26 protein-coding genes are annotated in these 25294 nt (G+C 70.6%); 9 read left to right on the forward strand and 17 right to left on the reverse strand.

Annotated elements, in window-relative coordinates; genetic code table 11:
• From dapD to EBH09_RS08315, 11 genes are all read right to left on the reverse strand, one after another.
• On the reverse strand, positions 1–916 hold a 916-nt coding region (gene dapD, locus EBH09_RS08265), incomplete at its 3' end, for a 2,3,4,5-tetrahydropyridine-2,6-dicarboxylate N-succinyltransferase (protein ID WP_121746390.1).
• 65 nt (positions 917–981) lie between these two features.
• Complete coding sequence (locus tag EBH09_RS08270; protein ID WP_121746391.1) at positions 982–1527, reverse strand: TetR family transcriptional regulator; 546 nt, start codon at positions 1525–1527, stop codon at positions 982–984.
• The gene (locus EBH09_RS08275; protein ID WP_121746392.1) at positions 1527–1847 is read right to left on the reverse strand and encodes a multidrug efflux SMR transporter; all 321 of its coding nucleotides are present in this window, start codon (positions 1845–1847) and stop codon (positions 1527–1529) included. Before EBH09_RS08275 ends, EBH09_RS08270 begins: the two co-directional genes overlap by 1 nt.
• 99 nt (positions 1848–1946) lie before the next feature.
• On the reverse strand, positions 1947–2279 hold the full coding sequence (locus EBH09_RS08280; RefSeq protein WP_055416328.1) for a metal-sulfur cluster assembly factor: 333 nt from the start codon (positions 2277–2279) through the stop codon (positions 1947–1949).
• Positions 2276–2746, reverse strand: coding sequence for a Fe-S cluster assembly sulfur transfer protein SufU (sufU, locus tag EBH09_RS08285; RefSeq protein ID WP_121746393.1), 471 nt, complete (start codon positions 2744–2746; stop codon positions 2276–2278). Before sufU ends, EBH09_RS08280 begins: the two co-directional genes overlap by 4 nt.
• Before the next feature lie 17 nt (positions 2747–2763).
• Entirely contained in the window at positions 2764–4020 is a 1257-nt protein-coding gene (locus tag EBH09_RS08290) for a cysteine desulfurase (protein WP_121746394.1), read from the reverse strand.
• On the reverse strand, positions 4017–4781 hold the full coding sequence (gene sufC, locus EBH09_RS08295) for a Fe-S cluster assembly ATPase SufC (RefSeq protein ID WP_121746395.1): 765 nt from the start codon (positions 4779–4781) through the stop codon (positions 4017–4019). Before sufC ends, EBH09_RS08290 begins: the two co-directional genes overlap by 4 nt.
• Positions 4782–4788: 7 nt before the next feature.
• Positions 4789–5106, reverse strand: a complete 318-nt coding sequence (locus EBH09_RS08300) for a non-heme iron oxygenase ferredoxin subunit (protein WP_121746396.1) — start codon at positions 5104–5106, stop codon at positions 4789–4791.
• Positions 5103–6287, reverse strand: coding sequence for a Fe-S cluster assembly protein SufD (sufD, locus tag EBH09_RS08305; protein WP_121746397.1), 1185 nt, complete (start codon positions 6285–6287; stop codon positions 5103–5105). The genes EBH09_RS08300 and sufD overlap by 4 nt, the downstream gene beginning before the upstream one ends.
• 59 nt (positions 6288–6346) lie before the next feature.
• The gene (gene sufB / locus EBH09_RS08310) at positions 6347–7768 is read right to left on the reverse strand and encodes a Fe-S cluster assembly protein SufB (protein ID WP_121746398.1); all 1422 of its coding nucleotides are present in this window, start codon (positions 7766–7768) and stop codon (positions 6347–6349) included.
• Positions 7765–8526 carry a metalloregulator ArsR/SmtB family transcription factor gene (locus EBH09_RS08315; RefSeq protein WP_121746399.1) on the reverse strand — a complete coding sequence of 254 codons (762 nt, stop codon included), beginning with the start codon at positions 8524–8526 and terminating at the stop codon, positions 7765–7767. The genes sufB and EBH09_RS08315 overlap by 4 nt, the downstream gene beginning before the upstream one ends.
• Before the next feature lie 160 nt (positions 8527–8686).
• On the opposite strand from EBH09_RS08315, the gene EBH09_RS08320 reads away from it, so the two are divergent.
• The 4 genes from EBH09_RS08320 to EBH09_RS08335 all read left to right on the forward strand — a co-directional run bounded on the left by EBH09_RS08320 (position 8687) and on the right by EBH09_RS08335 (position 12673).
• Positions 8687–9475 carry an AAC(3) family N-acetyltransferase gene (locus EBH09_RS08320; protein WP_121746400.1) on the forward strand — a complete coding sequence of 263 codons (789 nt, stop codon included), beginning with the start codon at positions 8687–8689 and terminating at the stop codon, positions 9473–9475.
• A gap of 331 nt (positions 9476–9806) precedes the next feature.
• Positions 9807–10730, forward strand: a complete 924-nt coding sequence (locus EBH09_RS08325; protein WP_121746401.1) for an ABC transporter ATP-binding protein — start codon at positions 9807–9809, stop codon at positions 10728–10730.
• An 88-nt stretch (positions 10731–10818) separates the two neighbouring features.
• Positions 10819–11595, forward strand: a complete 777-nt coding sequence (locus tag EBH09_RS08330) for an ABC transporter permease (protein ID WP_121746402.1) — start codon at positions 10819–10821, stop codon at positions 11593–11595.
• 55 nt (positions 11596–11650) lie between these two features.
• Positions 11651–12673, forward strand: coding sequence for a COX15/CtaA family protein (locus EBH09_RS08335; protein WP_121746403.1), 1023 nt, complete (start codon positions 11651–11653; stop codon positions 12671–12673).
• Here the strand turns inward: EBH09_RS08335 and EBH09_RS08340 are convergent.
• From EBH09_RS08340 to EBH09_RS08355, 4 genes are all read right to left on the reverse strand, one after another.
• Positions 12628–13365, reverse strand: coding sequence for a nucleotidyltransferase domain-containing protein (locus EBH09_RS08340; RefSeq protein WP_121746404.1), 738 nt, complete (start codon positions 13363–13365; stop codon positions 12628–12630). The two genes, EBH09_RS08335 and EBH09_RS08340, sit on opposite strands and share 46 nt — an antisense overlap.
• A gap of 18 nt (positions 13366–13383) precedes the next feature.
• Complete coding sequence (locus EBH09_RS08345; protein ID WP_121746405.1) at positions 13384–14490, reverse strand: amidohydrolase family protein; 1107 nt, start codon at positions 14488–14490, stop codon at positions 13384–13386.
• Positions 14491–14588: 98 nt separating this feature from the next.
• Positions 14589–14933: a hypothetical protein gene (locus EBH09_RS08350; protein WP_193776194.1), complete on the reverse strand. Its 345-nt coding sequence runs from the start codon at positions 14931–14933 to the stop codon at positions 14589–14591.
• Positions 14934–15030: 97 nt separating this feature from the next.
• Positions 15031–15984, reverse strand: coding sequence for a heme o synthase (locus EBH09_RS08355; protein WP_193776195.1), 954 nt, complete (start codon positions 15982–15984; stop codon positions 15031–15033).
• A gap of 374 nt (positions 15985–16358) precedes the next feature.
• Here EBH09_RS08355 and tkt point away from each other — a divergent pair, with 374 nt between their 5' ends.
• The 5 genes from tkt to pgl are packed head-to-tail and all read left to right on the forward strand — an operon-like array spanning position 16359 to position 22976.
• Positions 16359–18461: a transketolase gene (gene tkt / locus EBH09_RS08365; protein ID WP_121746408.1), complete on the forward strand. Its 2103-nt coding sequence runs from the start codon at positions 16359–16361 to the stop codon at positions 18459–18461.
• 34 nt (positions 18462–18495) lie between these two features.
• Positions 18496–19614: a transaldolase gene (gene tal / locus EBH09_RS08370; RefSeq protein ID WP_121746409.1), complete on the forward strand. Its 1119-nt coding sequence runs from the start codon at positions 18496–18498 to the stop codon at positions 19612–19614.
• Between the two features lie 4 nt (positions 19615–19618).
• Positions 19619–21142 carry a glucose-6-phosphate dehydrogenase gene (gene zwf / locus EBH09_RS08375; RefSeq protein WP_121746410.1) on the forward strand — a complete coding sequence of 508 codons (1524 nt, stop codon included), beginning with the start codon at positions 19619–19621 and terminating at the stop codon, positions 21140–21142.
• Positions 21139–22197: a glucose-6-phosphate dehydrogenase assembly protein OpcA gene (opcA, locus tag EBH09_RS08380; RefSeq protein ID WP_121746411.1), complete on the forward strand. Its 1059-nt coding sequence runs from the start codon at positions 21139–21141 to the stop codon at positions 22195–22197. Before zwf ends, opcA begins: the two co-directional genes overlap by 4 nt.
• Positions 22194–22976, forward strand: coding sequence for a 6-phosphogluconolactonase (gene pgl, locus EBH09_RS08385; RefSeq protein ID WP_121746412.1), 783 nt, complete (start codon positions 22194–22196; stop codon positions 22974–22976). Before opcA ends, pgl begins: the two co-directional genes overlap by 4 nt.
• 128 nt (positions 22977–23104) lie before the next feature.
• On the opposite strand, the gene EBH09_RS08390 is transcribed toward pgl, so the two are convergent.
• Together EBH09_RS08390 and EBH09_RS08395 are read right to left on the reverse strand one after the other, a co-directional pair.
• Entirely contained in the window at positions 23105–23944 is an 840-nt protein-coding gene (locus EBH09_RS08390; RefSeq protein WP_121746413.1) for a carbohydrate ABC transporter permease, read from the reverse strand.
• A complete protein-coding gene (locus EBH09_RS08395; protein ID WP_121746414.1) occupies positions 23941–25293 on the reverse strand; it encodes a sugar ABC transporter permease in 1353 nt (450 codons plus the stop codon). Before EBH09_RS08395 ends, EBH09_RS08390 begins: the two co-directional genes overlap by 4 nt.
• Position 25294: the final 1 nt, after the last annotated feature.

Here is a 25294-nt window from a genome sequence, read left to right on the forward strand (position 1 = left end):
TGACCGAGTTGCGGCGGAAGAGGATGTTGGAGGCGCCGGAGAGTTCGCGGGCCTTGACGACCTGGCCGTCGGGCATCGTCACGCGGGTGCCGGCGGTGACGTAGAGACCGGCCTCGACCACGCACTCGTCGCCCAGCGCGATGCCGACGCCCGCCTCGGCACCGACCAGGCAGCGCTCGCCGATGGTGATGCGCACGTTGCCGCCGCCGGAGAGGGTGCCCATGGTGGAGGCGCCGCCGCCGATGTCGGAGCCGTCGCCTACGACGACGCCCGCGGAGATGCGGCCCTCGACCATGGAGGTGCCGAGCGTGCCCGCGTTGAAGTTGACGAAGCCCTCGTGCATGACCGTGGTGCCCTCGGAGAGGTGCGCGCCGAGGCGGACGCGGTCGGCGTCGGCGATGCGGACGCCCTTGGGGGCGACGTAGTCCGTCATGCGCGGGAACTTGTCGATCGAGGTGACCTGGAGGTGCAGGCCCTCGGCGCGGGCGTTGAGGCGCACCTTCTCGATGTCGTCCACGGCGACCGGGCCCAGCGAGGTCCAGGCGACGTTGGCCAGGTGGGCGAAGATGCCGTCCAGGCTCTGGCCGTGCGGCTTGACCAGGCGGTGGGAGAGCAGGTGCAGGCGCAGGTAGACGTCGTGCGTGTCGACCGGCTTCTCGTCCAGCGAGGCGATGACCGTGCGGACCGCGACCACTTCGACGCCACGCCGGGCGTCCGGACCGACCGCCGCGGTCGCACCGCCGCCGAGGAGTTCGGCGGCCTGTTCGGCGGAGAGGCGCTCGGTGCCGGACGGGCCGGGCTCAGCGGTCAGTTCGGGGGCCGGGAACCAGGTGTCGAGAACGGTGCCGTCGGCGGCGATCGTGGCAAGCCCGGCGGCCACGGCGCCGGTGGTGCGGGGAGCAGTCGTGTCGGTCATGAGGGCAACCTAACCGGCCGTCGCCCGCGGAAGCGAGCCGACCCCTCGTGCGTCTCGCCCCGCGGTCACCGGCCCGGTGGGATCACCCGCGCCAGCACCTCCCGCGTGTACTCCTCGTCGTACGGCGCGTTCGTCAGCAACACCTGGAGGCAGACGCCGTCCATCAGCGCGACCAGGCCCCGTGCCGTGAGCGGGTCCGTGCGGTGGGCGAGCAGTTCGGCGACGCCCTCGGCCCACTCCGCCGCCACCGGACGCAGGGCGGGGCGGCGCAGCGCGGCCAGGTACAGCTCGTACTCCAGCTCCACGCCCGTGCGGTCGCCGCCCAGCCACTCGCCGAGGACGCGGGCCAGTTCGCCCGGCAGGTCGGCGTCGGGGTCGGACAGGCCCGGGTGCGCGGCGACCACCTTGGCGAAGCCCTCGTTCGCCTGGCGCAGGGCGGCGACCAGGAGTTCGTCCAGGGTCGCGAAGTGGTACGTCGTCGAGCCGAGGGGTACGCCGGCCTCGGCGGCGACGGTGCGGTGGCTGAGGCCGGCGATGCCCTTGTGTCCGACCACCCGGATCGCCGCGTCGATGATGCGCTGCCGTCGTTCCGGGTCGTAGCGGCGGGACATCAGTGCGCTCCGCCCAGGTTGAGGACGACCACGCCGATGATGATCAGTGCGATGCCGGCGGCCTTGGTCACGGTCATCCCCTCGCCCATGAACGCCACGCCGATCGCGGCGATCGCGGCGGTGCCCACGCCGGCCCAGATGGCGTACGCCGTGCCCACGGCGAGGACCTTCAGGGTCTGGGCGAGCAGCGCGAAGGAGAGGACGTACGCGAGTGCCGTCAGCAGTGAGGGACCCAGCCTGCTGAAGCCCTCGCTGTACTTCATGGCGGTGGTCCCGGCGACCTCGGCGGCGATGGCTCCGGCCAGGAGCAGATATCCCATGTGTACGAGCGTACATAACGAAGCCCCCGGAAGCCCCCGGACGCGGGAACGGCGACACCCGGTGCGGGTGTCGCCGTTCCTGTCGCTCAGTGGTGTGTCTCAGACGTTGAACCCCAGCGCGCGCAGCTGCTCGCGGCCGTCGTCGGTGATCTTGTCCGGGCCCCACGGCGGCATCCAGACCCAGTTGATCCGCAGCTCGTTGACGATGCCGTCCGTGGCGGACTTGGCCTGGTCCTCGATCACGTCCGTCAGCGGGCAGGCCGCCGACGTCAGGGTCATGTCGATGGTCGCGATGTTCGCGTCGTCGATGTGGACGCCGTAGATCAGGCCCAGGTTGACGACGTCGATGCCCAGTTCGGGGTCCACGACGTCCAGCAGGGCCTCGCGGACCTCCTCCTCGGAGGCCGGCTTCATTTCCACGGTCTCACTCATGCCGTCGTCTCCTTCTCGGCGTCGGCGCCGTCCAGTGCCTGGGCCGTCGCGTCCTTCCAGGCCATCCAGCTCAGCAGGGCGCACTTCACCCGGGCCGGGTACTTCGAGACCCCGGCGAACGCGACCGCGTCCTCCAGGACCTCCTCCATCGCGTCGTCCGGCTCGATCCTGCCCTTGGACTGCATCAGCTCCAGGAAGGTCTCCTGGATCCGCCGCGCCTGGGCGAGGTCCTTGCCGACCAGCAGGTCGTTCAGCACGGAGGCGCTCGCCTGGCTGATCGAGCAGCCCTGGCCCTCGTAGCTGACGTCACTGATCGTCGTGCCGTCGTACTTCACGCGCAGCGTGATCTCGTCGCCGCACGTCGGGTTGACGTGGTGCACCTCGGCGTCGCCGTCCCTCAGACCACGCCCGTGCGGGTTCTTGTAGTGGTCCAGGATGACTTCCTGGTACATGGAGTCCAGCTTCATGCTCTTCGCTCGTCCCGTCAGCCGAAGAAGTTCCGTACGTGCTCCAGACCGTCGACCAGTGCGTCGATCTCGGCCGGCGTGGAGTACAGATAGAACGACGCTCGCGTGGTCGCAGGAATTCCGTAGCGGAGGCAGACGGGGCGGGCGCAGTGGTGGCCGACCCGGACCGCGATGCCCTGCTCGTCGAGGACCTGGCCCACGTCGTGGGGGTGGATGTCGCCGAGCGCGAAGCTGATCGCCGCGCCGCGCTCCTCGGCCGTCGTCGGGCCGATGATGCGCAGGTCCGGGACCTCCAGCAGGCGCTTGACCGCGTACTCGGTCAGCGCGTGCTCGTGGGCCAGGATCTTGTCCATGCCGATCGAGTCGAGGTAGTCGATCGCCGCGCCCAGACCGACCGCCTGCGCGATCGGGGGCGTGCCCGCCTCGAACTTGTGGGGAGCCGGGGCGTACGTGGAGGAGTGCATCGAGACCGTCTCGATCATCTCGCCGCCGCCGAGGAAGGGCGGGAGGTCCTCCAGCAGCTCCTGGCGGCCCCACAGGACGCCGATGCCCGTCGGGCCGCACATCTTGTGGCCGGTGAAGGCCACGAAGTCGGCCTGGAGGGCCTGTACGTCCATCGGCATGTGCGGCGCGGCCTGGGAGGCGTCGATGCAGACGAGCGCGCCGACCTCCTGGGCGCGGCGCACGATCGCCTCGACCGGGTTCTGGGTGCCCAGGATGTTGGAGACCAGCACGAAGGAGACGATCTTCGTCTTCTCGGTGATGACCTCCTCGATGTTCGAGAGGTCCAGACGGCCGTCGTCCGTGAGGCCGAACCAGCGGAGCTTCGCACCGGTGCGCTGCGCCAGCAGCTGCCACGGCACGATGTTGGAGTGGTGCTCCATCTCCGTGATGACGATCTCGGTGTCGGAGTCCACGCGGTAGGGGTCGTCGGCCCAGCCCAGCATGTTCGCGACCAGGTTGAGCGACTCCGAGGCGTTCTTGGTGAAGATCACCTCGTCGCGGGAGGGGGCGTTGATGAACTCCGCGACCTTGTCCCGCGCGCCCTCGTACAGTGCCGTGGCCTCCTCGGCGAGGACGTGCACACCACGGTGGACGTTGGCGTTGTAGCGCTCGTAGTACTCGCTGAGCGCGTCCAGCACCTGACGCGGCTTCTGGCTGGTCGCCGCGTTGTCCAGGTACACGAGCTTCCGCCCGTCGTGGACCTGGCGGTCCAGGATCGGAAAGTCCTTGCGGATCGCCTCGGTGTCGAGGAGGCCCGGCAGCTGTGTCACTCGGATGCGCCGCCCTTCGTGTATGCCTCGTAGCCCTCGGCCTCCAGCTTGTCGGCCAGCTCGGGGCCGCCCGACTCGGCGATGCGGCCGTTCGCGAAGACGTGGACGTGGTCGGGCTTGATGTAGCGCAGGATGCGCGTGTAGTGCGTGATCAGCAGGGTGCCGACCTCACCGGACTCGTGGACGCGGTTGACGCCCTCGGAGACGACGCGCAGGGCGTCGACGTCGAGGCCGGAGTCGGTCTCGTCGAGGATCGCGATCTTCGGCTTGAGCAGCTCGAGCTGGAGGATCTCGTGGCGCTTCTTCTCACCGCCGGAGAAGCCCTCGTTGACGTTGCGCTCGGCGAAGGCGGGGTCCATGTTGAGGCGCTCCATGGTCTCCTTGACCTCCTTCACCCAGTGGCGCAGCTTGGGGGCCTCGCCGCGGACGGCGGTGGCGGAGGTGCGCAGGAAGTTGGAGACCGAGACGCCGGGGACCTCGACCGGGTACTGCATCGCGAGGAACAGGCCGGCGCGGGCGCGCTCGTCGACGGACATCTCCAGGACGTCCTCACCGTCGAGCAGCACGGTGCCGCCGGTGATCGTGTACTTGGGGTGACCCGCGAGGGAGTAGGCGAGGGTCGACTTGCCGGAGCCGTTCGGGCCCATGATGGCGTGCGTCTCGCCCTGCTTCACGGTGAGGTCGACGCCCTTGAGGATCTCCTTCGTGGCGTTGTCGGCCTCGACGGTGACGTGCAGGTCTCGGATTTCAAGCGTTGCCATGGGTGCCTCAGGACTCCTGGGAGAGGGAGACGAGCACGTCGTCCCCTTCGATCTTTACGGGGTATACGGGGACGGGGCGCGTCGCCGGAAGACTGTCGGGCTTGCCGGAACGGAGGTCGAAGCGCGAGCCGTGCAGCCAGCACTCGATGTGGCAGTCGTCGACCTCGCCCTCGGCGAGGGAGACGTTCGCGTGCGAGCAGATGTCGTGGATCGCGAACAGCTCGCCCTCGGTCCGCACGACGGAGATCGGCGTGCCGTCGAGTTCCACCCTCTTGGGGGTGTCCTCCTCCAGCTCGTCCGCTCCACAGACGCGTACGAAGGTCATGCGACCGACGCCTCCAGCTCCTCGTCGATCTTGGCGAGCAGACGCTCCTCGATGTCCGCGACGCCGATCTGCTGGACCAGCTCGGCGAAGAAGCCGCGGACCACCAGGCGGCGGGCGTCGATCTCGGGGATGCCGCGCGCCATCAGGTAGAAGAGCTGCTCGTCGTCGAAGCGGCCGGTGGCGGAGGCGTGACCGGCGCCGACGATCTCGCCGGTCTCGATCTCCAGGTTCGGCACCGAGTCGACCCGCGCGCCGTCCGTGAGGACGAGGTTGCGGTTCATCTCGTAGGTGTCGGTGCCCTCGGCCGCGGCCTCGATGAGCACGTCGCCGATCCAGACCGCGTGCGCGTCGTCGCCCTGCAGCGCGCCCTTGTAGACGACGTTGGACTTGCAGTGCGGGACGTTGTGGTCGACCAGGAGGCGGTGCTCCTGGTGCTGGCCCTGGTCGGTGAAGTACAGGCCGAACAGCTCGGCCTCGCCGCCGGGACCGGCGTAGGCGACGCGCGGGTGCAGCCGGACCAGGTCGCCGCCGAAGGTGACCACGAACGACTTGAAGGTCGCGTCCCGGCCGATCAGCGCGTTGTGCTGGCCGACGTGCACGGCCTTGTCGTCCCAGTCCTGGACGGAGACGACGGTCAGCTTGGCGCCGTCGCCCAGGACGTAGTCGACGTTGGCGGCGAGCACCGCGTCGCCGGTGTGGTCGATGACGACCACGGCCTCGGCGAAGGCGCCCAGCTCGACGACCTGGTGGGCGTAGGCGGTGCCGCCCTCGCCGTGCACGGCGATGCGGATCGGCTCGGTGAGGACCGTCTCCTTGGGGACGGTGAGCACGCCGGCCTTCTCGAACGCCGAGTAGGCCTGGGCGGCGACCCGGTCCACGGGGGTGCCCGCCCTGCCGATGCGCGCGTCGTCACGGCCGACGGTCTCGACGACGACGCCCTCGGGCGCGTCGATGTCGACCTTCACGCCGTCGCCGGTGGCGACCGCGGTGCCGTCGTGCAGCCCGCGCAGCCGCTCCAGCGGCGTGAACCGCCACTCCTCCTCGCGGCCGTGCGGGACCGGGAAGTCCGCCACGTCGAAGGACGCGGGCGCGCTCATGCGCGTGGCGACGGTCGACTCGGCGGCCACCGCGATCTGGCCCGCGGTGGTGGACCCCACGGGGATGTTCTGAGCCTCAGCCATGGCTGTCGGTCTGCTCTCTTCCTACGTCAGAAATCTGGCGACTGCTTCGGGGGCGGGTCTTAACCGACCGCGCCTTCCATCTGCAGCTCGATCAGCCGGTTGAGCTCGAGGGCGTACTCCATCGGCAGTTCCTTGGCGATCGGCTCGACGAAGCCGCGCACGATCATCGCCATCGCCTCGAACTCGCTCAGACCGCGGCTCATCAGGTAGAAGAGCTGGTCCTCGGAGACCTTGGAGACGGTCGCCTCGTGCCCCATGGACACGTCGTCCTCGCGGACGTCCACGTAGGGGTACGTGTCGGAGCGGGAGATGGTGTCGACGAGCAGCGCGTCGCACAGCACGTTCGACTTGGAGCCGTGGGCGCCCTCGCCGATCTCGACGAGACCGCGGTAGGAGGTGCGGCCACCGCCGCGCGCCACGGACTTGGAGACGATGTTGGAGGACGTGTTGGGCGCCATGTGGACCATCTTGGAGCCGGCGTCCTGGTGCTGGCCCTCACCCGCGAAGGCGATGGACAGGGTCTCGCCCTTGGCGTGCTCGCCCATCAGGTAGACGGCCGGGTACTTCATCGTCACCTTGGAGCCGATGTTGCCGTCGATCCACTCCATGGTCGCGCCCTCGTACGCCACGGCGCGCTTGGTGACCAGGTTGTAGACGTTGTTCGACCAGTTCTGGATGGTCGTGTAGCGGCAGCGGGCGTTCTTCTTGACGATGATCTCGACCACGGCGGAGTGCAGGGAGTCCGACTTGTAGATCGGAGCCGTGCAGCCCTCGACGTAGTGCACGTAGGCACCCTCGTCGACGATGATCAGGGTCCGCTCGAACTGGCCCATGTTCTCCGTGTTGATACGGAAGTAGGCCTGGAGCGGGATCTCGACGTGCACGCCCTTCGGCACGTAGATGAAGGAGCCGCCGGACCACACCGCGCTGTTCAGCGAGGCGAACTTGTTGTCGCCGACGGGGATGACGGTCCCGAAGTACTCCTTGAAGAGCTCCGGGTGCTCCTTCAGGGCCGTGTCGGTGTCCAGGAAGATGACGCCCTGCTCCTCCAGGTCCTCACGGATCTGGTGGTAGACGACCTCGGACTCGTACTGGGCCGCGACACCGGCGACGAGGCGCTGCTTCTCCGCCTCGGGGATGCCGAGCTTGTCGTACGTGTTCTTGATGTCCTCGGGCAGGTCCTCCCAGGACTCCGCCTGCTTCTCCGTGGAGCGCACGAAGTACTTGATGTTGTCGAAGTCGATGCCCGACAGGTCCGAGCCCCAGTTCGGCATGGGCTTCTTCTCGAAGAGGCGCAGGCCCTTGAGGCGGAGCTTGGTCATCCACTCCGGCTCGTTCTTCTTCGAGGAGATGTCGCGGACGACGTCCTCGTTGATGCCGCGCTTGGCAGAGGCGCCGGCCGTGTCGGAGTCGGCCCAGCCGTATTCGTACTTGCCCAGGCCCTCGAGCTCAGGGTGAGCAGTCTCCGTGGGGAGAGTCATGCGGGGTTCCTCCCGGCCGTGCTTGCAGATGCGTTAGCGGTGTTCGTGGGCGCCTGCGCCGCGGGCGGCGGCGCGTGCGAAGTCTTCGGAATGAACGTGGTGCAGACCCCGTCGCCGTGCGCGATGGTCGCGAGCCGCTGTACATGAGTACCGAGCAGCTCGGCGAAAAATTCCGTCTCCGCCTCGCACAGCTGCGGAAACTGCTCTGCGACGTGGGCGACCGGGCAGTGGTGCTGGCACAGCTGCTCGCCCTGCTGGGGGTGGGGTGCGCTCCGCGCGGTAGCAGCGTACCCGTCCGCGCTCAGGGCCTTGGCCAGCGCTTCCGTGCGCTTCTCGGGCGGGACGGACTCGACCGCCTTGCGGTACGCGCCTCCCTGAGCGGCGATCCGGGCGCGGGCGAAGGCGGCGACCGCCTGCTCCCCGCCCTCCTGACGACCGATCCAGCGCAGGGCGTCCGCGGCCAGCTTGTCGTACGACTGGTCGAAGGCGTCCCGGCCGCAGTCGGTGAGCGCGAAGACCTTGGCGGGTCGCCCGCGCGTGCGCGTGCCGTAGACCCGCTGCTCACGGGCTTCGACCACGCCGTCGGCGACCAGCGCGTCGAGGTGGCGCCGGACGGCGGCCTGGGTGAGACCCAGACGCCCGGCGAGCTCGGCGACGGTCGACGGCCCGTGGTCCAGGACGGAGCGCGCGACGCGGTTGCGGGTGGACCGCTCACCGGTCGCGAGTTCCTCCTGCGGAGCCTCGCCAACGTTTTTCACAACGCCATTGTTGCGTAATTCCTCCGGGGTCGGCAAGCCGCGTCCGGATCTTCGTGCGGTGCCCTGCGTCACTTAGGTACACCTAACCTGACCTGCGGAAACGATCTTTGATCGATCAATCCGGTGGCGCCCGGTGCCGGCCTGCGGGACACTCCCCGGCATGCCCACACCCCCTCCCACCGGCCCACTCGTCACCCGCGGCACGATCGCCGCCGGGCTGCGCGAGCTGGGTGTGCGGACCGACGACACCCTCCTGGTGCACTCCTCCCTCAGCTCCCTCGGCTGGGTCTGCGGAGGTCCGGTCGCGGTCGTCCAGGGACTGCTCGACGCGCTCGGCCCGGACGGCACGCTGGTGGTCCCCACCCAGACCGGCGACCTCTCGGACCCTGCCCTGTGGAAGAGCCCCCCGGTGCCCGAGGAGTGGTGGGACACCGTCCGGACCGCGATGCCCGCCTACGACCCGCTGATCACGCCCTCGCGCGGGGTCGGGGTGCTCCCCGAGACCGTGCGCACCTGGCCGGGCGCCCTGCGCAGCGCGCACCCGCAGACGTCCTTCGCGGCCCTCGGCCCACGCGCCGCCGAGGTGGTCGCGGGGCACGCGACCGACTGCCGGCTGGGCGAGCGCAGTCCGCTGGCGACCCTGGAGCGGCTGGGCGCCCGGGTGCTGCTGCTCGGCGCCGGCTTCGAGGCGTGCACGGGCTTCCACCTCGCCGAGTACCGGATTCCGTCCCCGCTGGTGGAGGTGGGCAGGCCGGGACCGGTGGGCTGGGAACGGGTCACCGAGGTGTCGATCACCTCGGACCGGTTCGACGAGCTGGGCCACGACTTCGAACGGGACCGCCCCGTCGTACGGGGACGGGTCGGCGCGGCCGTCACGCGACTGTTCCCGCTGGCGGACGCGGTCGCCTACGCGGGGCGCTGGCTGCCGCTGCACCGTCCCCGTGCGTGACGGCCCGGACGGCCGGCCTCGAACCACGTGCCGGTTCGCGTGCCCGCCCGCACCGGCACCGTTCAGCGGCCCGCACGGGGCCTCGCGAGCCCGGCGCCCCACACGAGCGACGGCTCACGGGCCCTGAGCGCCGTACGCCGATGAGCGCCGTTCCCCGTGCCCACCCGCGCATCCCCGTGCCCAACCGCACACCGACGCCACGGACACCGCCCAGCCAACCCCGCGACCACCCGCGTACGGGCCCCCCGAGCGCCCCGTACGCCCACCCCTGCGGAGGAGATCCCGCACCCCCGCGCCCGAGTCCCCGGCCGCGTACCTAGACTCGTGACCCATGCGAAGCGAGCCCGTGGTCCAGGTCCAGGCCCTGGTGAAGCGGTACGGCACGAAGACCGCGGTGGACGGCCTCGACCTGGTGGCCCGGGCGGGTGTGACGGCCGTACTCGGCCCCAACGGGGCGGGCAAGACGACCACCGTCGAGACCTGCGAGGGTTACCGCAGGCCCGACTCCGGCACGGTGCGCGTGCTGGGCCTCGACCCGGTGGCACAGGGCTCCGAGCTGCGGCCCCGGATCGGCGTGATGCTCCAGTCCGGCGGCGTCTACTCCGGCGCCCGCGCGGACGAGATGCTGCGCCACGTCGCGAAGCTGCACGCCCACCCGCTGGACGTCGACGCGCTGATCGAGCGGCTCGGCCTCGGCTCGTGCGGCCGGACGACGTACCGCAGGCTCTCCGGCGGCCAGCAGCAGCGGCTCGCCCTGGCGATGGCCGTGGTCGGCCGCCCGGAGCTGGTGTTCCTGGACGAGCCGACCGCCGGCCTGGACCCGCAGGCCCGCCGCGCCACCTGGGACCTCGTACGGGATCTGCGCGGCGACGGCGTCTCGGTGATCCTCACCACGCACCACATGGACGAGGCCGAGCAGCTGGCCGACGACGTCGCCATCATCGACGCCGGCCGGGTCGTCGCGCAGGGCTCGCCCGAGGAGCTGTGCCGCGGCGGCGCCGAGAACACCCTGCGGTTCTCCGGCCGGCCCGGACTGGACGTCGCGTCCCTGCTCAAGGCGCTGCCCGCGGACTCGGCGGCCGCCGAGCTGACCCCGGGCTCCTACCGCGTCAACGGCAAGGTCGACCCCCAGCTGCTCGCCACGGTGACCTCCTGGTGCGCCCAGCACGGGGTGATGCCGGACCGCATCTCGGTGGAGCGGCACACCCTGGAGGACGTGTTCTTGGAGCTGACGGGCAAGGAGCTGCGCTCATGATTCAGGTCCGCACCGGGACCGGCCGGGGGTCCGGGGGCTGTCCCCCGGGAAGACACAGCCTGGAGCTGACGGGCAAGGAGCCGCGCTCATGACGACGACAACCAGCGGCACGTACACACCGAAGCCCGGTGCCGCGCCACTCGGCCGCATGATCGCGGCCCAGGCCGTGCTCGAGACGAAGATGCTGCTGCGCAACGGCGAGCAGCTGCTGCTGACGGTGATCATCCCGACGCTGTTGCTCGTCCTGTTCAGCTCCGTGGACATCATCGACACCGGCGCCGGCGAGGCCGTCGACTTCCTCGCACCCGGCGTCCTGGCGCTCGCCGTGATGTCGACGGCGTTCACCGGGCAGGCCATCGGCACCGGTTTCGAGCGCCGGTACGGCGTGCTCAAGCGGCTCGCCGCCTCGCCGCTGCCGCGCTGGGCCCTCATGACCGCGAAGACGGTGTCCGTGCTGGTCACCGAGGTGCTCCAGATCGTGCTGCTGACGGTGATCGCCCTCGCGCTGGGCTGGTCGCCGCACGGCAGCCCGTTCGCCGTGCTGCTGCTCCTGGTCCTCGGCACGGCCGCCTTCTCCGGGCTCGGGCTGCTGATGGCGGGCACGCTGAAGGCGGAGGCCACGCTGGCCGCCGCCAACCTGGTCTTCCTGCTGCTGCTCGTGGGCGGCGGGGTGATCGTGCCGCTGGACCAGTTCCCGGACGCGGCGCAGAGCGTGCTGGGGCTGCTGCCGATCTCCGCCCTCTCGGACGGGCTGCGGGACGTCCTCCAGCACGGGGCCGGGATGCCCTGGGGCGACCTGGGGATCCTCGCCGTGTGGGCGGTCGTGGGGCTCGCGGCGGCCGGGAGGTTCTTCCGCTGGGAGTAGGCGCCCGGGCCGGAGACGGGACCCTAGTGAAAGCGTGCACAAGCGGACGCCTACGATGGACGGCGTGCCAAACGTGACCCGCGCCGACGCCGCAGCCGCCGTGCGCAACCCGCTCGCCTTCATCGCCGCACGCTGGACCCCGGAGCCCCGGACGGTCCGCCGGGCGGCCCTCACCGCGCTCACCATGGCGGTGGTCATCGTCGTCACCGGCGGTGCCGTGCGCCTGACCGGCTCGGGCCTCGGCTGCCCGACCTGGCCCAAGTGCACCGACGACTCGCTGACCACCACCAGCGAGATGGGCTTCCACGGCGTCATCGAGTTCGGCAACCGCCTGCTGACCTACGTGCTGTGCGCCGCGGTCGGCTGGGCGATCATCGCCGCGCGGTCTCAGAAGCCCTACCGACGTGGTTTGACGCGGCTGGGCTGGCTGCAGTTCTGGATCGTGATGGGCAACGCGATCCTCGGCGGCATCGTGGTCCTGGTCGGCCTCAACCCGTACACCGTCGCGGCGCACTTCCTGCTGTCGACCGCGCTGATCGCGGTCGCGACCGTGACGTGGCAGCGCACCCGGGAGGGCGACGCGGCACCGCGCCCCCTGGTCGGCAAGGCCGTCCAGCAGCTGGTCTGGGCGCTGATCGCCGTCTCCGCGCTGCTGATCGCGGTCGGCACGGTGGTCACCGGGGCCGGTCCGCACGCGGGCGACTCCAGCGACGTCCCCCGGATGCCGCTCGACTGGGAGACGGTGAGCAAGCTGCACGCCGTGCTGGCGTGGATCGTGGTGACGCTGACGTTCGCCCTGTGGTTCGTCCTGAAGGCGGTCGACGCGCCCAAGGGCCCGCTGGCCCGCACCCGTGACCTGTTCCTGGTGCTGCTCGCGCAGGGGGCCATCGGCTACGTCCAGTACTTCACCGACCTGCCCGAGGTCCTGGTCGCCCTGCACATGTTCGGCTCGTGTGTGATGTGGATCGCGGCGCTGAGAGTGCTGCTGGCGCTGCGCGAGCGGCCGGAGGAGCCGGCGCCCGCGCTGCCGGCTCAGGAGTACGAGGCGACCAGCGTGTCGATGGCCGGGCCCAGGTAGCTCCGGGTCAGCTCGCTCCGGCGGGCGGTCCAGCCGGCCTCGGGCGGCACCGGGTTCCCGTAGCGCCGTCCCTCGATGTCCGCGACGACCTCGTCGGGCGCGTCGAGGCCGCGGAGTTCCGTGAGGGCCTGCCGTTTGGAGATCAGGTCACCGTCCCGCAGCGTGACGGTGGCGCGGGCGAAGGTGAGCAGTCCCAGGTCGACCCAGACGTCCTGCCGCCACAGCCCGTCCCGGCGCACGGCCGGCCGCCAGAAGTCCCGCTGGTCCCGGACGACGAACGCGGCCAGTTCGGTGTCGGACACGGGCGGCAGCACACTGTGCGGCGACCGACCGTGCAGGACGCGCCCGAAGCCGTGCAGCTCGCGCCGCGTGACCTCGGTGACGGGCCGTTTGAAAAGCCGTCCGTGGGCCCAGGTCAGGTGGCGTCGCGCGGAGTCCGCGACGGTGTCGGGCGACAGATAGGTGCAGTGCAGCTGTTCCGCGAGCGGCTCGGCGCCCAGTCGGGCGTGGAGCAGGCCCAGCCGCCAGGCCGTGCGGGCGGTGACCGGGCGGCCCAGCACCGCGATCAGGTCGAGGTCGCTGCGGCCCTCCTGGTAGTCGCCGCCCGCCAGTGAGCCGTGGGCCCAGACGGCGACGGGGGCGAGGGGTCGCAGCTCTTGGAGAAAGCGATCGAGCAGGGCGTCGGTCCGCATCCGGTCATTGTCCGCGATTCACTCCAGCCCGTACACCCGCCCCGCGTTCCCCGAAGCGATCATCCCCGCCACCCGCTGCGCGTCCCCCAGGGACCATGCCCCCTCGGCCACCCAGGTGCCCAGCACCCGTCCCAGGGCCTCGCGGAACAACCGGGCGGCGACCACGTGCAGCTCGGGCAGGCCCTGGGCGCCGCTGGAGAACAGGATCTTGCCGAAGGGGGCCAGCTCCAGGATCTCCGCGAGGACCGTAGCCGCGCGGGCGCCGGTGCGCACCAGGGCGGCGCCCGAGTCGGCGTAGACGTGCGGGAAGACGCCGGCGAGGTGAGCGGCGTGGCGGTGGTACGGGTAGCCGTGCAGCAGGACCAGGTCGGTGCCGAGGCCGGCGGTCGCCCGCACGAAGTCCGTCAGCAGGACCGGGTCGGTGCGGTCGATGCGCAGGCCGGGCTCGCCGAGGCCCGCGTGCAGCTGGAGCGGCAGGCCCGAGGCGACGGCGATCCACAGCAGGTGGCGCAGCAGTACCGGGTCGCTCAGCTCACCGCCGACCTCGCGTCCGGTCAGCCAGCGGGCGGCGGCGCCGCGCACCTCCCCCGGGCCAGGGGGTTCCGGCGCGAGCGCCAGACCGTGCCGTACGCCCGCGACGGAGGTGAAGGCGACCGCGTTCGCGGCGGCGCCGTGCACGGCCTCGGCGAGGTTGGCGAGGAAGGACTCGACGGTGCCGGAGGTGTCGGCGACCTGCTCGGCGAGGAGTTCGAGGCGCACGATCTCGTGAGCGTCCGCGTCCGCCGCGGACGCCATCTCGGCTGGGCCGGTGAGGTCGCCGGGCAGGCCCGCGTCGACCAGGTAGGTCGTGATGCCGCTGCCGCGCAGCAGCCGGCGGTCGGCCTCCATGACACCCAGTTCGCGGCGCCGGGCCAGATAGCGGGCGGGCGGGCAGTGCGGTTCCAGGCCCAGCAGGGGCGGGCACCAGCGGCGTACCGCGAAGCCGGTCTGGGTGTCGAAGAGGGTGGTGCCCGGCGCGGGCGGTCCCTCGGTGCGGGCCAGCCGGGCCTCGAAGGTGCCGAGGCCCAGCTCCGTTCTCAGGACGCCGTGGCAGTACTGGTCCACCAGGGACGGCGTTTCGATCATCCGGACTCCCCGCGATGGGACCGTGCGCCGTGCGGCTCGTGGGCCTCGCGGCTCGTGAGCCTGACGGCTTCCTACGGTCCTAACGGGTGAACCCGGTCTCAGGTGTTGCTCGGGCCGCCCACCTGGATGCCCGCCATGCGCGACCACTCGTAGGGGCCGGTCTCCACCTTGGCCGCGAACTCGCCGTCGAAGTCCTCGTGGACGGTGATCCCGGACTTCTCCACGGCCTTCTGTGCCGTCTCGTAGGAGCGCGCGACCAGGTCGCCCCAGGCGCCGTCGGCGCCGACGAGCACGATCCGGGCGCCGCGCTCACCGAGGTAGGCCACCTGGCCCTCGGCGCCGCCGTGCGCCTTGGAGAAGGAGTCGATCCGCCCGGCCAGCCGGGTCACCCGGCGCTCGGCCCACCGGTCGGCCTTCGTGTCAACCTGCTGCGTGTCTGCCATGACCAGGATGCTACCGACGGGTAGATCAAACGGCGACGGGCGGGGTGCGTGGCCTTGGCCACGCACCCCGCCCGTCGGAGCCTTTACGAGGAGACGCTCAGCGCAGGAAGGGATCCACCGCGATCGCCAGGAACAGCACCGACACGTAGGTGATGGACCAGTGGAAGAGCCGCATCTCCTTGAGCTTGCCGCCCGTCGCCTCCGCCTTGGCGCGGTTCTGCAGCCCGTGTGCCTCCCACAGCCACATGCCGCCGGCCAGCAGGGCCACCGCCGTGTAGAACCAGCCGGTGTAGCCGAGCGGCGTCAGCAGCAGCGACACGACGACCATCACCCAGCTGTAGATGACGATCTGCCGGGCGACGACCTTGTTGGAGGCGATGACCGGGAGCATCGGCACGCCGACGCGCGCGTAGTCCTCCTTGACCTTCATGGACAGCGGCCAGTAGTGCGGCGGCGTCCAGAAGAACATCACCCCGAAGAGGATGATCGGCGCCCAGGACATCGAGTTGGTCACGGCCGACCAGCCGATGAGTACCGGCAGGCAGCCGGCGATGCCGCCCCAGACGATGTTCTGCGAGGTGCGGCGCTTGAGGATCATCGTGTAGACGACGACGTAGAAGAGGAGTGCGCCGAGCGAGAGCCAGGCCGACAGCCAGTTGACGGTGAGGCCGAACAGCAGCGTCGAGACGATGGCCAGGGTGATGCCGAAGACGAGGCATTCGGCCGGGCTGACCATGCCGGTCACCAGTGGCCGCTGCGAGGTCCGGTCCATCAGCGCGTCGATGTCGCGGTCGATGTACATGTTCAGCGCGTTGGCGCCGCCCGCGGACAGGTAACCGCCGACACAGGTCAGCAGCACCAGCTTCAGATCCGGAACACCCTGCTCGGCCAGGAACATCACCGGAACGGTGGTGATCAGCAGAAGCTCGATGATCCGCGGCTTGGTCAACGCCACGAACGCCTTGACACGGGCCCCGAACGGCCGGTGACTCGGGCTCTGGCTCGTCCCGATAACCCCCGCAGGACGGGATTCAACGGCCGTCACGCACACCCCTGACAGAGACTCCCAGCAAGCCCGACCGTGTGAAGTGGCGGTAAAGGCTCGCGCGTACCACGCCACTTTAGACGTTGCCCATACCTCGGCCTTCGCGGGGGTGGGGTCGTGTTGAAGGGGGTGCTCCGACGTGCGTTCGGACGGTCGATTGAGCGGTCAGATGAGCGGCTCCGTATTCACTTGCCGAATGCGGTTTCGCCCAGTCGACAGGCGGATCCAGGAGAGTCCCGGCAGTCTGGTTTCCAGCGGAAAAACGCACGTACTTACGGGGGTAGGCTCAACAACGGCCGGCCCGACTCAGGACGCGCCGGCAGCCGGTGGGCGCCCACGTGCACCGGCATCCGACATGTGGAGAGGAGCCCTGACTCAGGGTGAGCACCAAGCCGACCACCACAGACCTCGAGTGGACCGAACTGGACCAGCGGGCCGTGGACACCGCCCGCGTCCTGGCCGCCGATGCCGTACAGAAGGTTGGCAACGGCCATCCGGGTACGGCGATGAGCCTGGCGCCCGCCGCCTACACCCTCTTCCAGAAGGTGATGCGGCACGACCCCGCCGACGCGAACTGGGTCGGGCGCGACCGATTCGTGCTGTCCGCCGGCCACTCGTCCCTGACCCTCTACACGCAGCTGTACCTGGCCGGCTTCGGCCTGGAGCTGGCGGACCTGGAGTCCTTCCGGACGTGGGGCTCCAAGACCCCGGGCCACCCCGAGTACGGCCACACCACGGGCGTGGAGACGACGACCGGCCCGCTCGGCCAGGGTGTCGCCAACGCGGTGGGCATGGCGATGGCCGCCCGCTACGAGCGCGGCCTGTTCGACCCGGAGGCCGCCGAGGGCACCTCCCCGTTCGACCACTTCGTCTACTGCGTCGCCGGTGACGGCTGCCTCCAGGAGGGCATCTCCGCCGAGGCCTCCTCCCTCGCGGGCCACCAGAAGCTCGGCAACCTGGTCCTGCTCTGGGACGACAACCACATCTCGATCGAGGGCGACACCGAGACCGCCGTCTCCGAGGACACCTGCAAGCGCTACGAGGCGTACGGCTGGCACGTGCAGCGGGTCGCCCCGAAGCCCGACGGCGACCTGGACCCGAACGCGCTCTACGACGCGATCGAGGCGGCGAAGCAGGTCACCGACCGGCCGTCCTTCATCGCCATGCGCTCGATCATCGCCTGGCCCGCCCCGAACGCCCAGAACACCGAGGCCGCGCACGGCTCGGCGCTCGGCGACGACGAGGTCGCGGCGACCAAGCGGGTGCTGGGCTTCGACCCGGAGAAGACCTTCGAGGTCTCCGACGAGGTCATCGGCCACACCCGCAAGGCGCTGGAGAAGGGCCAGGCGGCCCGCGCCGTGTGGGAGAAGGCCTTCCAGCAGTGGCGGGACAACAACCCCGAGCGCGCCGCCGAGTACGACCGTGTCGCCCAGGGTGAGCTGCCCAAGGGCTGGGAGGAGAAGATCCCGGTCTTCGAGACCGGCAAGGGCGTCGCCACCCGCGCCGCGTCCGGCAAGGTCCTCCAGGCGCTCGGCGCGATCATTCCCGAGCTGTGGGGCGGCTCGGCCGACCTGGCCGGCTCGAACAACACCACGATCGACAAGACGTCGTCCTTCCTCCCGGCGGACAACCCGCTGCCCGAGGCGGACCCGTACGGCCGCACGATTCACTTCGGCATCCGCGAACACGCGATGGCCGCCGAGATGAACGGCATCGCGCTGCACGGCAACACCCGCGTCTACGGCGGAACGTTCCTGGTCTTCTCCGACTACATGCGCAACGCCGTGCGGCTGTCGGCGCTGATGCACCTGCCGGTGACGTACGTGTGGACGCACGACTCCATCGGTCTGGGCGAGGACGGCCCGACCCACCAGCCCGTCGAGCACCTCGCCTCGCTGCGCGCCATCCCTGGTCTGAACGTGGTCCGCCCGGCGGACGCCAACGAGACGGCCATCGCCTGGCGCGAGATCCTGCGCCGCTGGACGAAGGAGTTCGGCAAGGGCCAGCCGCACGGTCTGGCGCTGACCCGCCAGGGCGTGCCGACGTACGAGCCGAACGAGGACGCGGCCAAGGGCGGCTACGTGCTGTTCGAGGCGGAAGGGCCCGAAGGGCAGGGCACCGAGGCCGAGGTCGTCCTCATCGCCACCGGTTCCGAGGTGCACGTCGCCGTCGAGGCGCGCGAGCGGCTCCAGGCCGACGGTGTGCCGACCCGCGTGGTGTCCATGCCGTCCGTCGAGTGGTTCGAGCAGCAGGACCAGGGGTACCGGGACAGCGTCCTGCCCCCGTCCGTGAGGGCCCGCGTCGCGGTCGAGGCCGGGATCGGCCTCACCTGGCACAAGTACGTGGGGGATGCCGGCCGCATCGTTTCCCTGGAGCACTTCGGTGCTTCGGCGGACGGCAAGGTGCTCTTCCGCGAGTTCGGCTTCACTGCCGAGAACGTGGCCGCCGCTGCCCGGGAATCGCTGACCGCAGCCCAGCGCTGACGCTGACACACGACACGTAGGAGATGCATTTTCCATGACAGACGCACTCAAGCGCCTCTCCGATGAAGGCGTCGCGATCTGGCTGGACGACCTGTCGCGCAAGCGGATCACGTCCGGCAACCTCGCCGAGCTGATCGACCAGCAGCACGTCGTGGGCGTCACCACCAACCCGTCGATCTTCCAGAAGGCGATCTCGCAGGGCGACGGCTACGACCAGCAGCTCTCCGACCTCGCCTTCCGCAAGGTCACGGTCGAAGAGGCCATCCGCATGATCACCACGGCGGACGTCCGCGACGCCGCCGACATCCTGCGCCCCGTCTTCGACGCCACCGGCGGCAAGGACGGCCGGGTCTCCATCGAGGTCGACCCGCGCCTCGCGCACAACACCAAGGCGACGGTCGCCGAGGCCAAGCAGCTGGCCTGGCTGGTGGACCGGCCCAACACGCTGATCAAGATCCCGGCGACCGAGGCCGGTATCCCGGCGATCGCCGAGACCATCGGCCTGGGCATCAGCGTCAACGTCACGCTGATCTTCTCGCTGGAGCGCTACCGCCTGGTCATGGACGCCTTCCTGACCGGCCTGGAGAAGGCCAAGGAGCGCGGCCTCGACCTCTCCCGGATCCACTCGGTGGCGTCCTTCTTCGTGTCCCGCGTGGACACCGAGATCGACAAGCGGATCGACGCGCTCGGCACCGACGAGGCCAAGGCGCTGCGCGGCAAGGCCGCCGTCGCCAACGCGCGGCTCGCCTACCAGGCGTACGAGGAGGTCTTCTCCTCAGACCGCTGGAACGCCCTGGAGAAGGCGGGCGCCAACAAGCAGCGTCCGCTGTGGGCGTCGACCGGCGTGAAGGACAAGGCGTACAGCGACACCATGTACGTCACCGACCTGGTCGCGCCGAACACGGTCAACACCATGCCGGAGGCGACGCTGTTCGCCACCGAGGACCACGGCGAGATCACCGGCAACACCGTCGCCGGCACCTACGAGCAGGCCCGCGCCGACCTCGACGCGGTCGAGAAGCTCGGGATCGGCTACGACGAGGTGGTCCAGCTGCTGGAGAAGGAGGGCGTCGACAAGTTCGAGGACTCCTGGAACGACCTGCTGAAGTCGACCGAGGCGGAGCTGAAGCGCCTCGCCCCCTCGGAGGGCTAAAACATTGTCAAGCAGCAACCCGCTGCGTGACCCCGCAGACCGACGGCTCCCGCGTATCGCGGGGCCGTCGGGTCTGGTCATTTTCGGCGTCACCGGCGACCTCTCCCGCAAGAAGCTCATGCCCGCCGTGTACGACCTCGCCAACCGGGGTCTGCTGCCGCCGGGCTTCTCGCTCGTCGGTTTCGCCCGCCGCGACTGGGAACACGAGGACTTCGCCCAGGTCGTGCACGACGCCGTCAAGGAACACTCGCGGACCCCCTTCCGTGAGGAGGTCTGGCAGCAGCTCAGCCAGGGCATGCGCTTCGTCCAGGGCACCTTCGACGACGACGAGGCCTTCGAGCGGCTGCGCGGCACCATCGACGAGCTGGACAAGGCGCAGGGCACGGGCGGCAACTTCGCCTTCTACCTGTCGGTGCCGCCGAAGTCCTTCCCGGTGGTCATCCAGCAGCTGAAGAAGCACCAGCTGGCCGACCAGTCGAGCGGCTCCTGGCGCCGCGCGGTGATCGAGAAGCCGTTCGGCCACGACCTGAAGTCGGCCGAGGAGCTCAACGCGATCGTCCACGAGGTCTTCGCCCCGGACCAGGTCTTCCGCATCGACCACTACCTGGGCAAGGAGACCGTCCAGAACATCCTGGCGCTCCGTTTCGCCAACACGATGTTCGAGCCGATCTGGAACCGGTCCTACGTGGACCACATCCAGATCACGATGGCCGAGGACATCGGCATCGGCGGCCGGGCCGGCTACTACGACGGCATCGGCGCCGCCCGTGACGTCATCCAGAACCACCTCCTCCAACTGCTCGCGCTGACCGCGATGGAGGAGCCCGCCTCCTTCGACGCGGACGCGCTCGCGGCGGAGAAGACCAAGGTGCTCGGCGCGGTCCGGCTCCCCAAGGACCTGGGCCGGGACACCGTGCACGCCCAGTACGCGGCGGGATGGCAGGGCGGCGCGAAGGCCGTCGGCTACCTCGAAGAGGACGGCATCGACCCGAAGTCGAAGACCGACACCTACGCCGCGATCAAGGTCGGCATCGACAACCGCCGCTGGGCGGGCGTCCCCTTCTACCTACGGACCGGCAAGCGCCTCGGCCGGCGGGTCACCGAGATCGCGGTCGTCTTCCAGCGCGCGCCGCACTCCCCCTTCGACTCCACGGCCACCGAGGAACTCGGCTCGAACGCGATCGTCGTCCGCGTCCAGCCCGACGAAGGCGTCACCGTCCGCTTCGGCTCCAAGGTGCCGGGCACGTCGATGGAGATCCGGGACGTGTCCATGGACTTCGCGTACGGCGAGTCCTTCACGGAGTCCAGCCCGGAGGCGTACGAGCGCCTCATCCTCGACGTGCTCCTGGGCGACGCCAACCTCTTCCCGCGCACCGAGGAGGTCGAGCTGTCCTGGAAGATCCTCGACCCGATCGAGCAGTACTGGGACGAGCACGGCACGCCGGCGAAGTACCCGGCCGGCACCTGGGGCCCCGTCGAGGCGGACCACATGCTCGAACGAGACGGACGGAGCTGGCGCCGCCCATGAAGACGGACCTCACGGACACCACGGCCAGCAAGATCAACAAGGCGCTGGTGCTGGGGCGCCGGGCGATCGGCACCCCGGCCGTCGGCATGGTGCTCACCCTGGTCATCGTCACCGACGAGGAGAACGCCTACGACGCGCTGAAGACCGCGAGCGACGCCGCGCACGAGCACCCCTCGCGCACACTCGTCGTCATCAAGCGCGTCTCGCGCTCGCCCCGGGACCGTACGAAGTCCCGGCTGGACGCGGAGGTACGGCTCGGCGCCGACGCGGGCACCGGCGAGACGATCGTGCTGCGCCTGTACGGCGACGTCGTCGACCACGCCCAGTCGGTGGTCCTGCCGCTGCTGCTGCCGGACGCTCCGGTCGTGGTGTGGTGGCCGGTGAACGCGCCGCTGGACCCGGCCGGGGACCCGCTGGGCGCCCTGGCCCAGCGCCGGGTCACCGACACCTACGCCTGCGAGGAGCCGGTACGGGAGCTGGCCGCCCGCGCCGACGCCTACACGCCGGGCGACACCGACCTGTCCTGGACCCGCATCACGCCTTGGCGGTCGATGCTCGCGGCGGCCCTGGACCAGGTCGACTGCAAGGTGCAGGCGGTCGAGGTGGAGGGCGAGGAGTACAACCCGAGCTGCGAGCTGCTCGCGATGTGGCTCGCGGACCGGCTGGACGTGCCGGTGAAGCGCACCGCTTCCAACGGGCCGGGTCTGACGGCGGTCCGGATGGACACCGACTGCGGCCCGGTCGTCCTGGACCGGGCCGACGGCTCGCTGGCGAACCTGTCCATCCAGGGCCAGCCGGCCCGCGGGGTGGCGCTCAAGCGCCGCGAGACGGCCGAGCTGATCGCGGAGGAGCTGCGGCGCCTCGACCCGGACGACACGTACGCCTCGGCGCTCCGGTACGGGGTGGACCGGCTGAACGCGCCGGACGCCTCGGACAAAGGGGGCGCCGACGGCGGGGCCGTCGCGGTCCCCGCTCCCGTCGAGACGGCTGCGAAAGCTCCCGCGAAGGACGCGGCGCAGGAGAAGACCCCGGTGAAGAAGGCGGCGGCGAAGTGAGCACTCCCCAGTTGGTCGTGCACCGTGACAAGGAGCTGATGGCCGAGGCCGCGGCGGCCCGGCTGATCACGAGGATCGTGGACGCGCAGGCCTCCCGGGGCAGCGCGTCCGTGGTCCTGACCGGCGGCCGCAACGGCAACGGCCTGCTGGCCGCGATCGCCGGGTCCCCGGCCCGGGACGCCGTCGACTGGGCCGGCCTGGACCTGTGGTGGGGCGACGAACGCTTCCTGCCGGAGGGCGACCCGGAGCGCAACGTCACCCAGGCCCGCGAGGCGCTGCTCGACTCGGTGCCACTGGACCCGAAGCGGGTGCACGCGATGCCGGCGTCGGACGGCCCGCACGGCTCGGACGTGGAGGCCGCGGCGGCGGCGTACGCGCGGGAGCTGGCCGAGGCGTCCGTTCCCGAGAACCACGCCGCGGTGCCGTCCTTCGACGTCCTGCTGCTGGGCGTGGGCCCGGACACGCACGTGGCGTCGCTCTTCCCGGAGCACCCGGGCGTGCGGGAGACGGAGCGCATGGTGATCGGCGTCCACGGCTCCCCGAAGCCGCCGCCCACCCGCATCTCCCTGACCCTGCCGGCGATCCGCGCGGCCCGTGAGGTGTGGCTGCTCGCGGCGGGAGAGGACAAGGCGAACGCGGTCGCGATGGCTCTCTCGGGCGCGGGCGAGATCCAGGCCCCGGCGGCCGGCGCACAGGGCCGCGCCCGCACCCTGTGGCTCCTGGACACGACGGCGGCATCACAGCTACCGCGGGCCCTCTACCCACCGGCGTCGGCCTGATTCAGCCCGTCCGGCGTCTGAGGACGAGGCCCGTTCAGGCCGAAGCGGGGTTCTGGGGACGGCAGCCCCCGGGGGACGGGAACGGGTGGGGGCGGCGGGGGCGAAAACCCTCCCCGCCCCACCCACCGTCACTTCACGGACCCCGCCATGACCCCCTGCACGAAGTGCCGCTGGAAGGCGAAGAACACCACCACCGGCACCACCAGCGACAGAAACGCTCCCGGCGCCAGCACATCGATGTTGCTGCCGAACTGCCGGATCTGCGACTGGAGTTCCACCGTCAACGGCTGCGACGAACTGTCCGCGAACAACAGCGCCACCAGCATGTCGTTCCACACCCACAGGAACTGGAAGATGGCGAGGCTGGCGATGGCCGGCTTCCCCACCGGCAGCACCAGCCGCGTGAAGATCCGCCACTCGTTGCCGCCGTCCATCCGCGCCGCCTCCAGCATCTCCTTGGGCATCTCGGCGAAGTAGTTCCGCAGCAGGAACACCGCGAACGGCAGCCCGTACGCCACGTGGAAGAGCACGACACCCGGGATGGTCCCGAACAGGCCCAGCTGCCCGAAGAGCTTGGCGACCGGCAGCAGTCCGATCTGCACGGGCACCACCAGCAACGCCACGACCAGCAGGAAGATCGGCTCGCGCCCCGGGAAGTCCAGCCACGCGAAGGCGTACCCGGCGAGCGCCCCGACGACCACGACGAGCACCGTCGTCGGCACGGAGATGAGCACCGTGTTCCAGAAGGCCTGGGTGATGCCCGAGTTGCCGAGCAGCGCGGAGTAGTTGTCGAGGGACAGTTGTCCGGGGCTGGCGAGCGCCGTCCACCAGCCGCCCTCGGCCGTGTCCTCGGCCGACCGCAGCGAGGACAGGAACAGCCCGGCCAGCGGCGTCATCCACACCAGGCCGATGAGCACGAGGAACGCCTGAACGACCCCGTTGCCCAGATACCGCCGCACGGCGTTCATCGCTGGCTCCTCTTGAAGCGGCGGACGTTGAAGACCATGGCCGGGACGACGAGCAGCAGGAGCAGTACGCCCAGCGCGCTGCCGAGCCCCTGGTTGTTGCCGCCGCCGAACGACACCAGCCACATCTGCGTGGCGAGCACCGTCGCGTCCTCCTGCACGGGTCCGGGCGCGATGATGTAGACGAGGTCGAAGACCTTCATCACGTTGATCACGAGGGTGATGAAGACGACCGTCAGCACCGGCGCCAGCAGCGGCACGGTGATCCGCCGGAAGATCTGCCACTCGTTCGCGCCGTCCATCCGTGCCGCCTCCAGCGCGTCGCGCGGCAGCGACGACAGCCCGGCACCGATCAGCACCATCGCGAACCCGGTCCAGATCCACAGGTACGCCCCGATGATCGCGGGCGTGACCAGCGCGGGCCCGAGCCAGGAGACGCCCTCGTAGGGCGGGGCGAAGTTCGACGCGGGCAGCTCGACGGCGTACGAGCCGTCGGCCAGGTCCTCGAAGCGGAAGGAGCCGTCGGCCGCGGTGGTCGTGGTGGCGACCGTACGGCCGTCGCGCACGGCCTCGACCGTCATCTCGGGCAGCCCGTTCTCGCGCCGGTCGACCCGGCCCTGCTCCCCTCCCCCGCCGGGGGTGAAGTCCAGGTAGACGACACCGCTCACCTCACCGGCCGCCGCCTCGCGGCCCGCCGCGTCGTACGCGGGCTCGGTGCCGGACGGCAGGTCGTCGGGCAGTACGCCGACCAGGCCGAGCGCCACCGTGTCGCCGGGGGACACGCCCGCACTCGTCCGGTACGACCCGTCCGCCGCCTTGACCAGGCCGCCACCGTCCTGTCCCTCGCGGGCGCGGGCGCCCGGATAGGCCGACGTGCCGGCGAAGGCGTCGTGCACGCCGGTCACGGCGGCGTTGAGGACGCCCTTGTCCGGGTCGTGGTCGTAGGCGAGCCGGAAGATGATGCCGGCCGCGAGGAAGGACACCGCCATCGGCATGAAGAGGAGCAGCTTGAAGGCGGTGGCCCAGCGGACCTTCTCGACCAGGACGGCGAGGATCAGGCCGAGGCCGGTCAGCAGCGTGGGGGCGATCACGACCCAGATGGCCGTGTTGCGGACGGCCTTGAGAGTGGCCGGGTCGCTGAACATCTCGGTGTAGTTGTCGCCGCCCACGAAACGCGTGCCCGAGGCGTCGAAGAAGCTGCGCCCGACGGAGAACAGCACGGGGTAGACGACGAGCGCGCCCAGCAGGAGCAGCGCGGGCAGGACGAAGAGCAGGGCGACGGCCGCCCGGCGCCGCCGGGGGCGCCGAACCGGCGGCGGGCCGGGGGCGGTGGGCGGACTCGCCTCTTTCACC

The organism is Streptomyces sp. E2N166, from assembly GCF_003671715.1.
Lineage (GTDB): Bacteria > Actinomycetota > Actinomycetes > Streptomycetales > Streptomycetaceae > Streptomyces > Streptomyces thinghirensis.

Excerpts from the sequence above, each read along its gene's own strand:
- EBH09_RS08280 (WP_055416328.1), bottom strand. The coding sequence starts at position 2,279 with ATGAGTGAGACCGTGGAAATGAAGCCGGCCTCCGAGGAGGAGGTCCGC.
- EBH09_RS08275 (WP_121746392.1), bottom strand. The coding sequence starts at position 1,847 with ATGGGATATCTGCTCCTGGCCGGAGCCATCGCCGCCGAGGTCGCCGGG.
- EBH09_RS08350 (WP_193776194.1), bottom strand. The coding sequence starts at position 14,933 with ATGGCAGACACGCAGCAGGTTGACACGAAGGCCGACCGGTGGGCCGAG.
- sufU (WP_121746393.1), bottom strand. The coding sequence starts at position 2,746 with ATGAAGCTGGACTCCATGTACCAGGAAGTCATCCTGGACCACTACAAG.
- EBH09_RS08340 (WP_121746404.1), bottom strand. The coding sequence starts at position 13,365 with ATGCGGACCGACGCCCTGCTCGATCGCTTTCTCCAAGAGCTGCGACCC.
- EBH09_RS08330 (WP_121746402.1), top strand. The coding sequence starts at position 10,819 with ATGACGACGACAACCAGCGGCACGTACACACCGAAGCCCGGTGCCGCG.
- tal (WP_121746409.1), top strand. The coding sequence starts at position 18,496 with ATGACAGACGCACTCAAGCGCCTCTCCGATGAAGGCGTCGCGATCTGG.
- opcA (WP_121746411.1), top strand. The coding sequence starts at position 21,139 with ATGAAGACGGACCTCACGGACACCACGGCCAGCAAGATCAACAAGGCG.
- EBH09_RS08325 (WP_121746401.1), top strand. The coding sequence starts at position 9,807 with ATGCGAAGCGAGCCCGTGGTCCAGGTCCAGGCCCTGGTGAAGCGGTAC.
- EBH09_RS08335 (WP_121746403.1), top strand. The coding sequence starts at position 11,651 with ATGGACGGCGTGCCAAACGTGACCCGCGCCGACGCCGCAGCCGCCGTG.
- sufD (WP_121746397.1), bottom strand. The coding sequence starts at position 6,287 with ATGGCTGAGGCTCAGAACATCCCCGTGGGGTCCACCACCGCGGGCCAG.
- EBH09_RS08345 (WP_121746405.1), bottom strand. The coding sequence starts at position 14,490 with ATGATCGAAACGCCGTCCCTGGTGGACCAGTACTGCCACGGCGTCCTG.
- EBH09_RS08300 (WP_121746396.1), bottom strand. The coding sequence starts at position 5,106 with ATGACCTTCGTACGCGTCTGTGGAGCGGACGAGCTGGAGGAGGACACC.
- sufB (WP_121746398.1), bottom strand. The coding sequence starts at position 7,768 with ATGACTCTCCCCACGGAGACTGCTCACCCTGAGCTCGAGGGCCTGGGC.
- EBH09_RS08270 (WP_121746391.1), bottom strand. The coding sequence starts at position 1,527 with ATGTCCCGCCGCTACGACCCGGAACGACGGCAGCGCATCATCGACGCG.
- EBH09_RS08320 (WP_121746400.1), top strand. The coding sequence starts at position 8,687 with ATGCCCACACCCCCTCCCACCGGCCCACTCGTCACCCGCGGCACGATC.
- sufC (WP_121746395.1), bottom strand. The coding sequence starts at position 4,781 with ATGGCAACGCTTGAAATCCGAGACCTGCACGTCACCGTCGAGGCCGAC.
- EBH09_RS08390 (WP_121746413.1), bottom strand. The coding sequence starts at position 23,944 with ATGAACGCCGTGCGGCGGTATCTGGGCAACGGGGTCGTTCAGGCGTTC.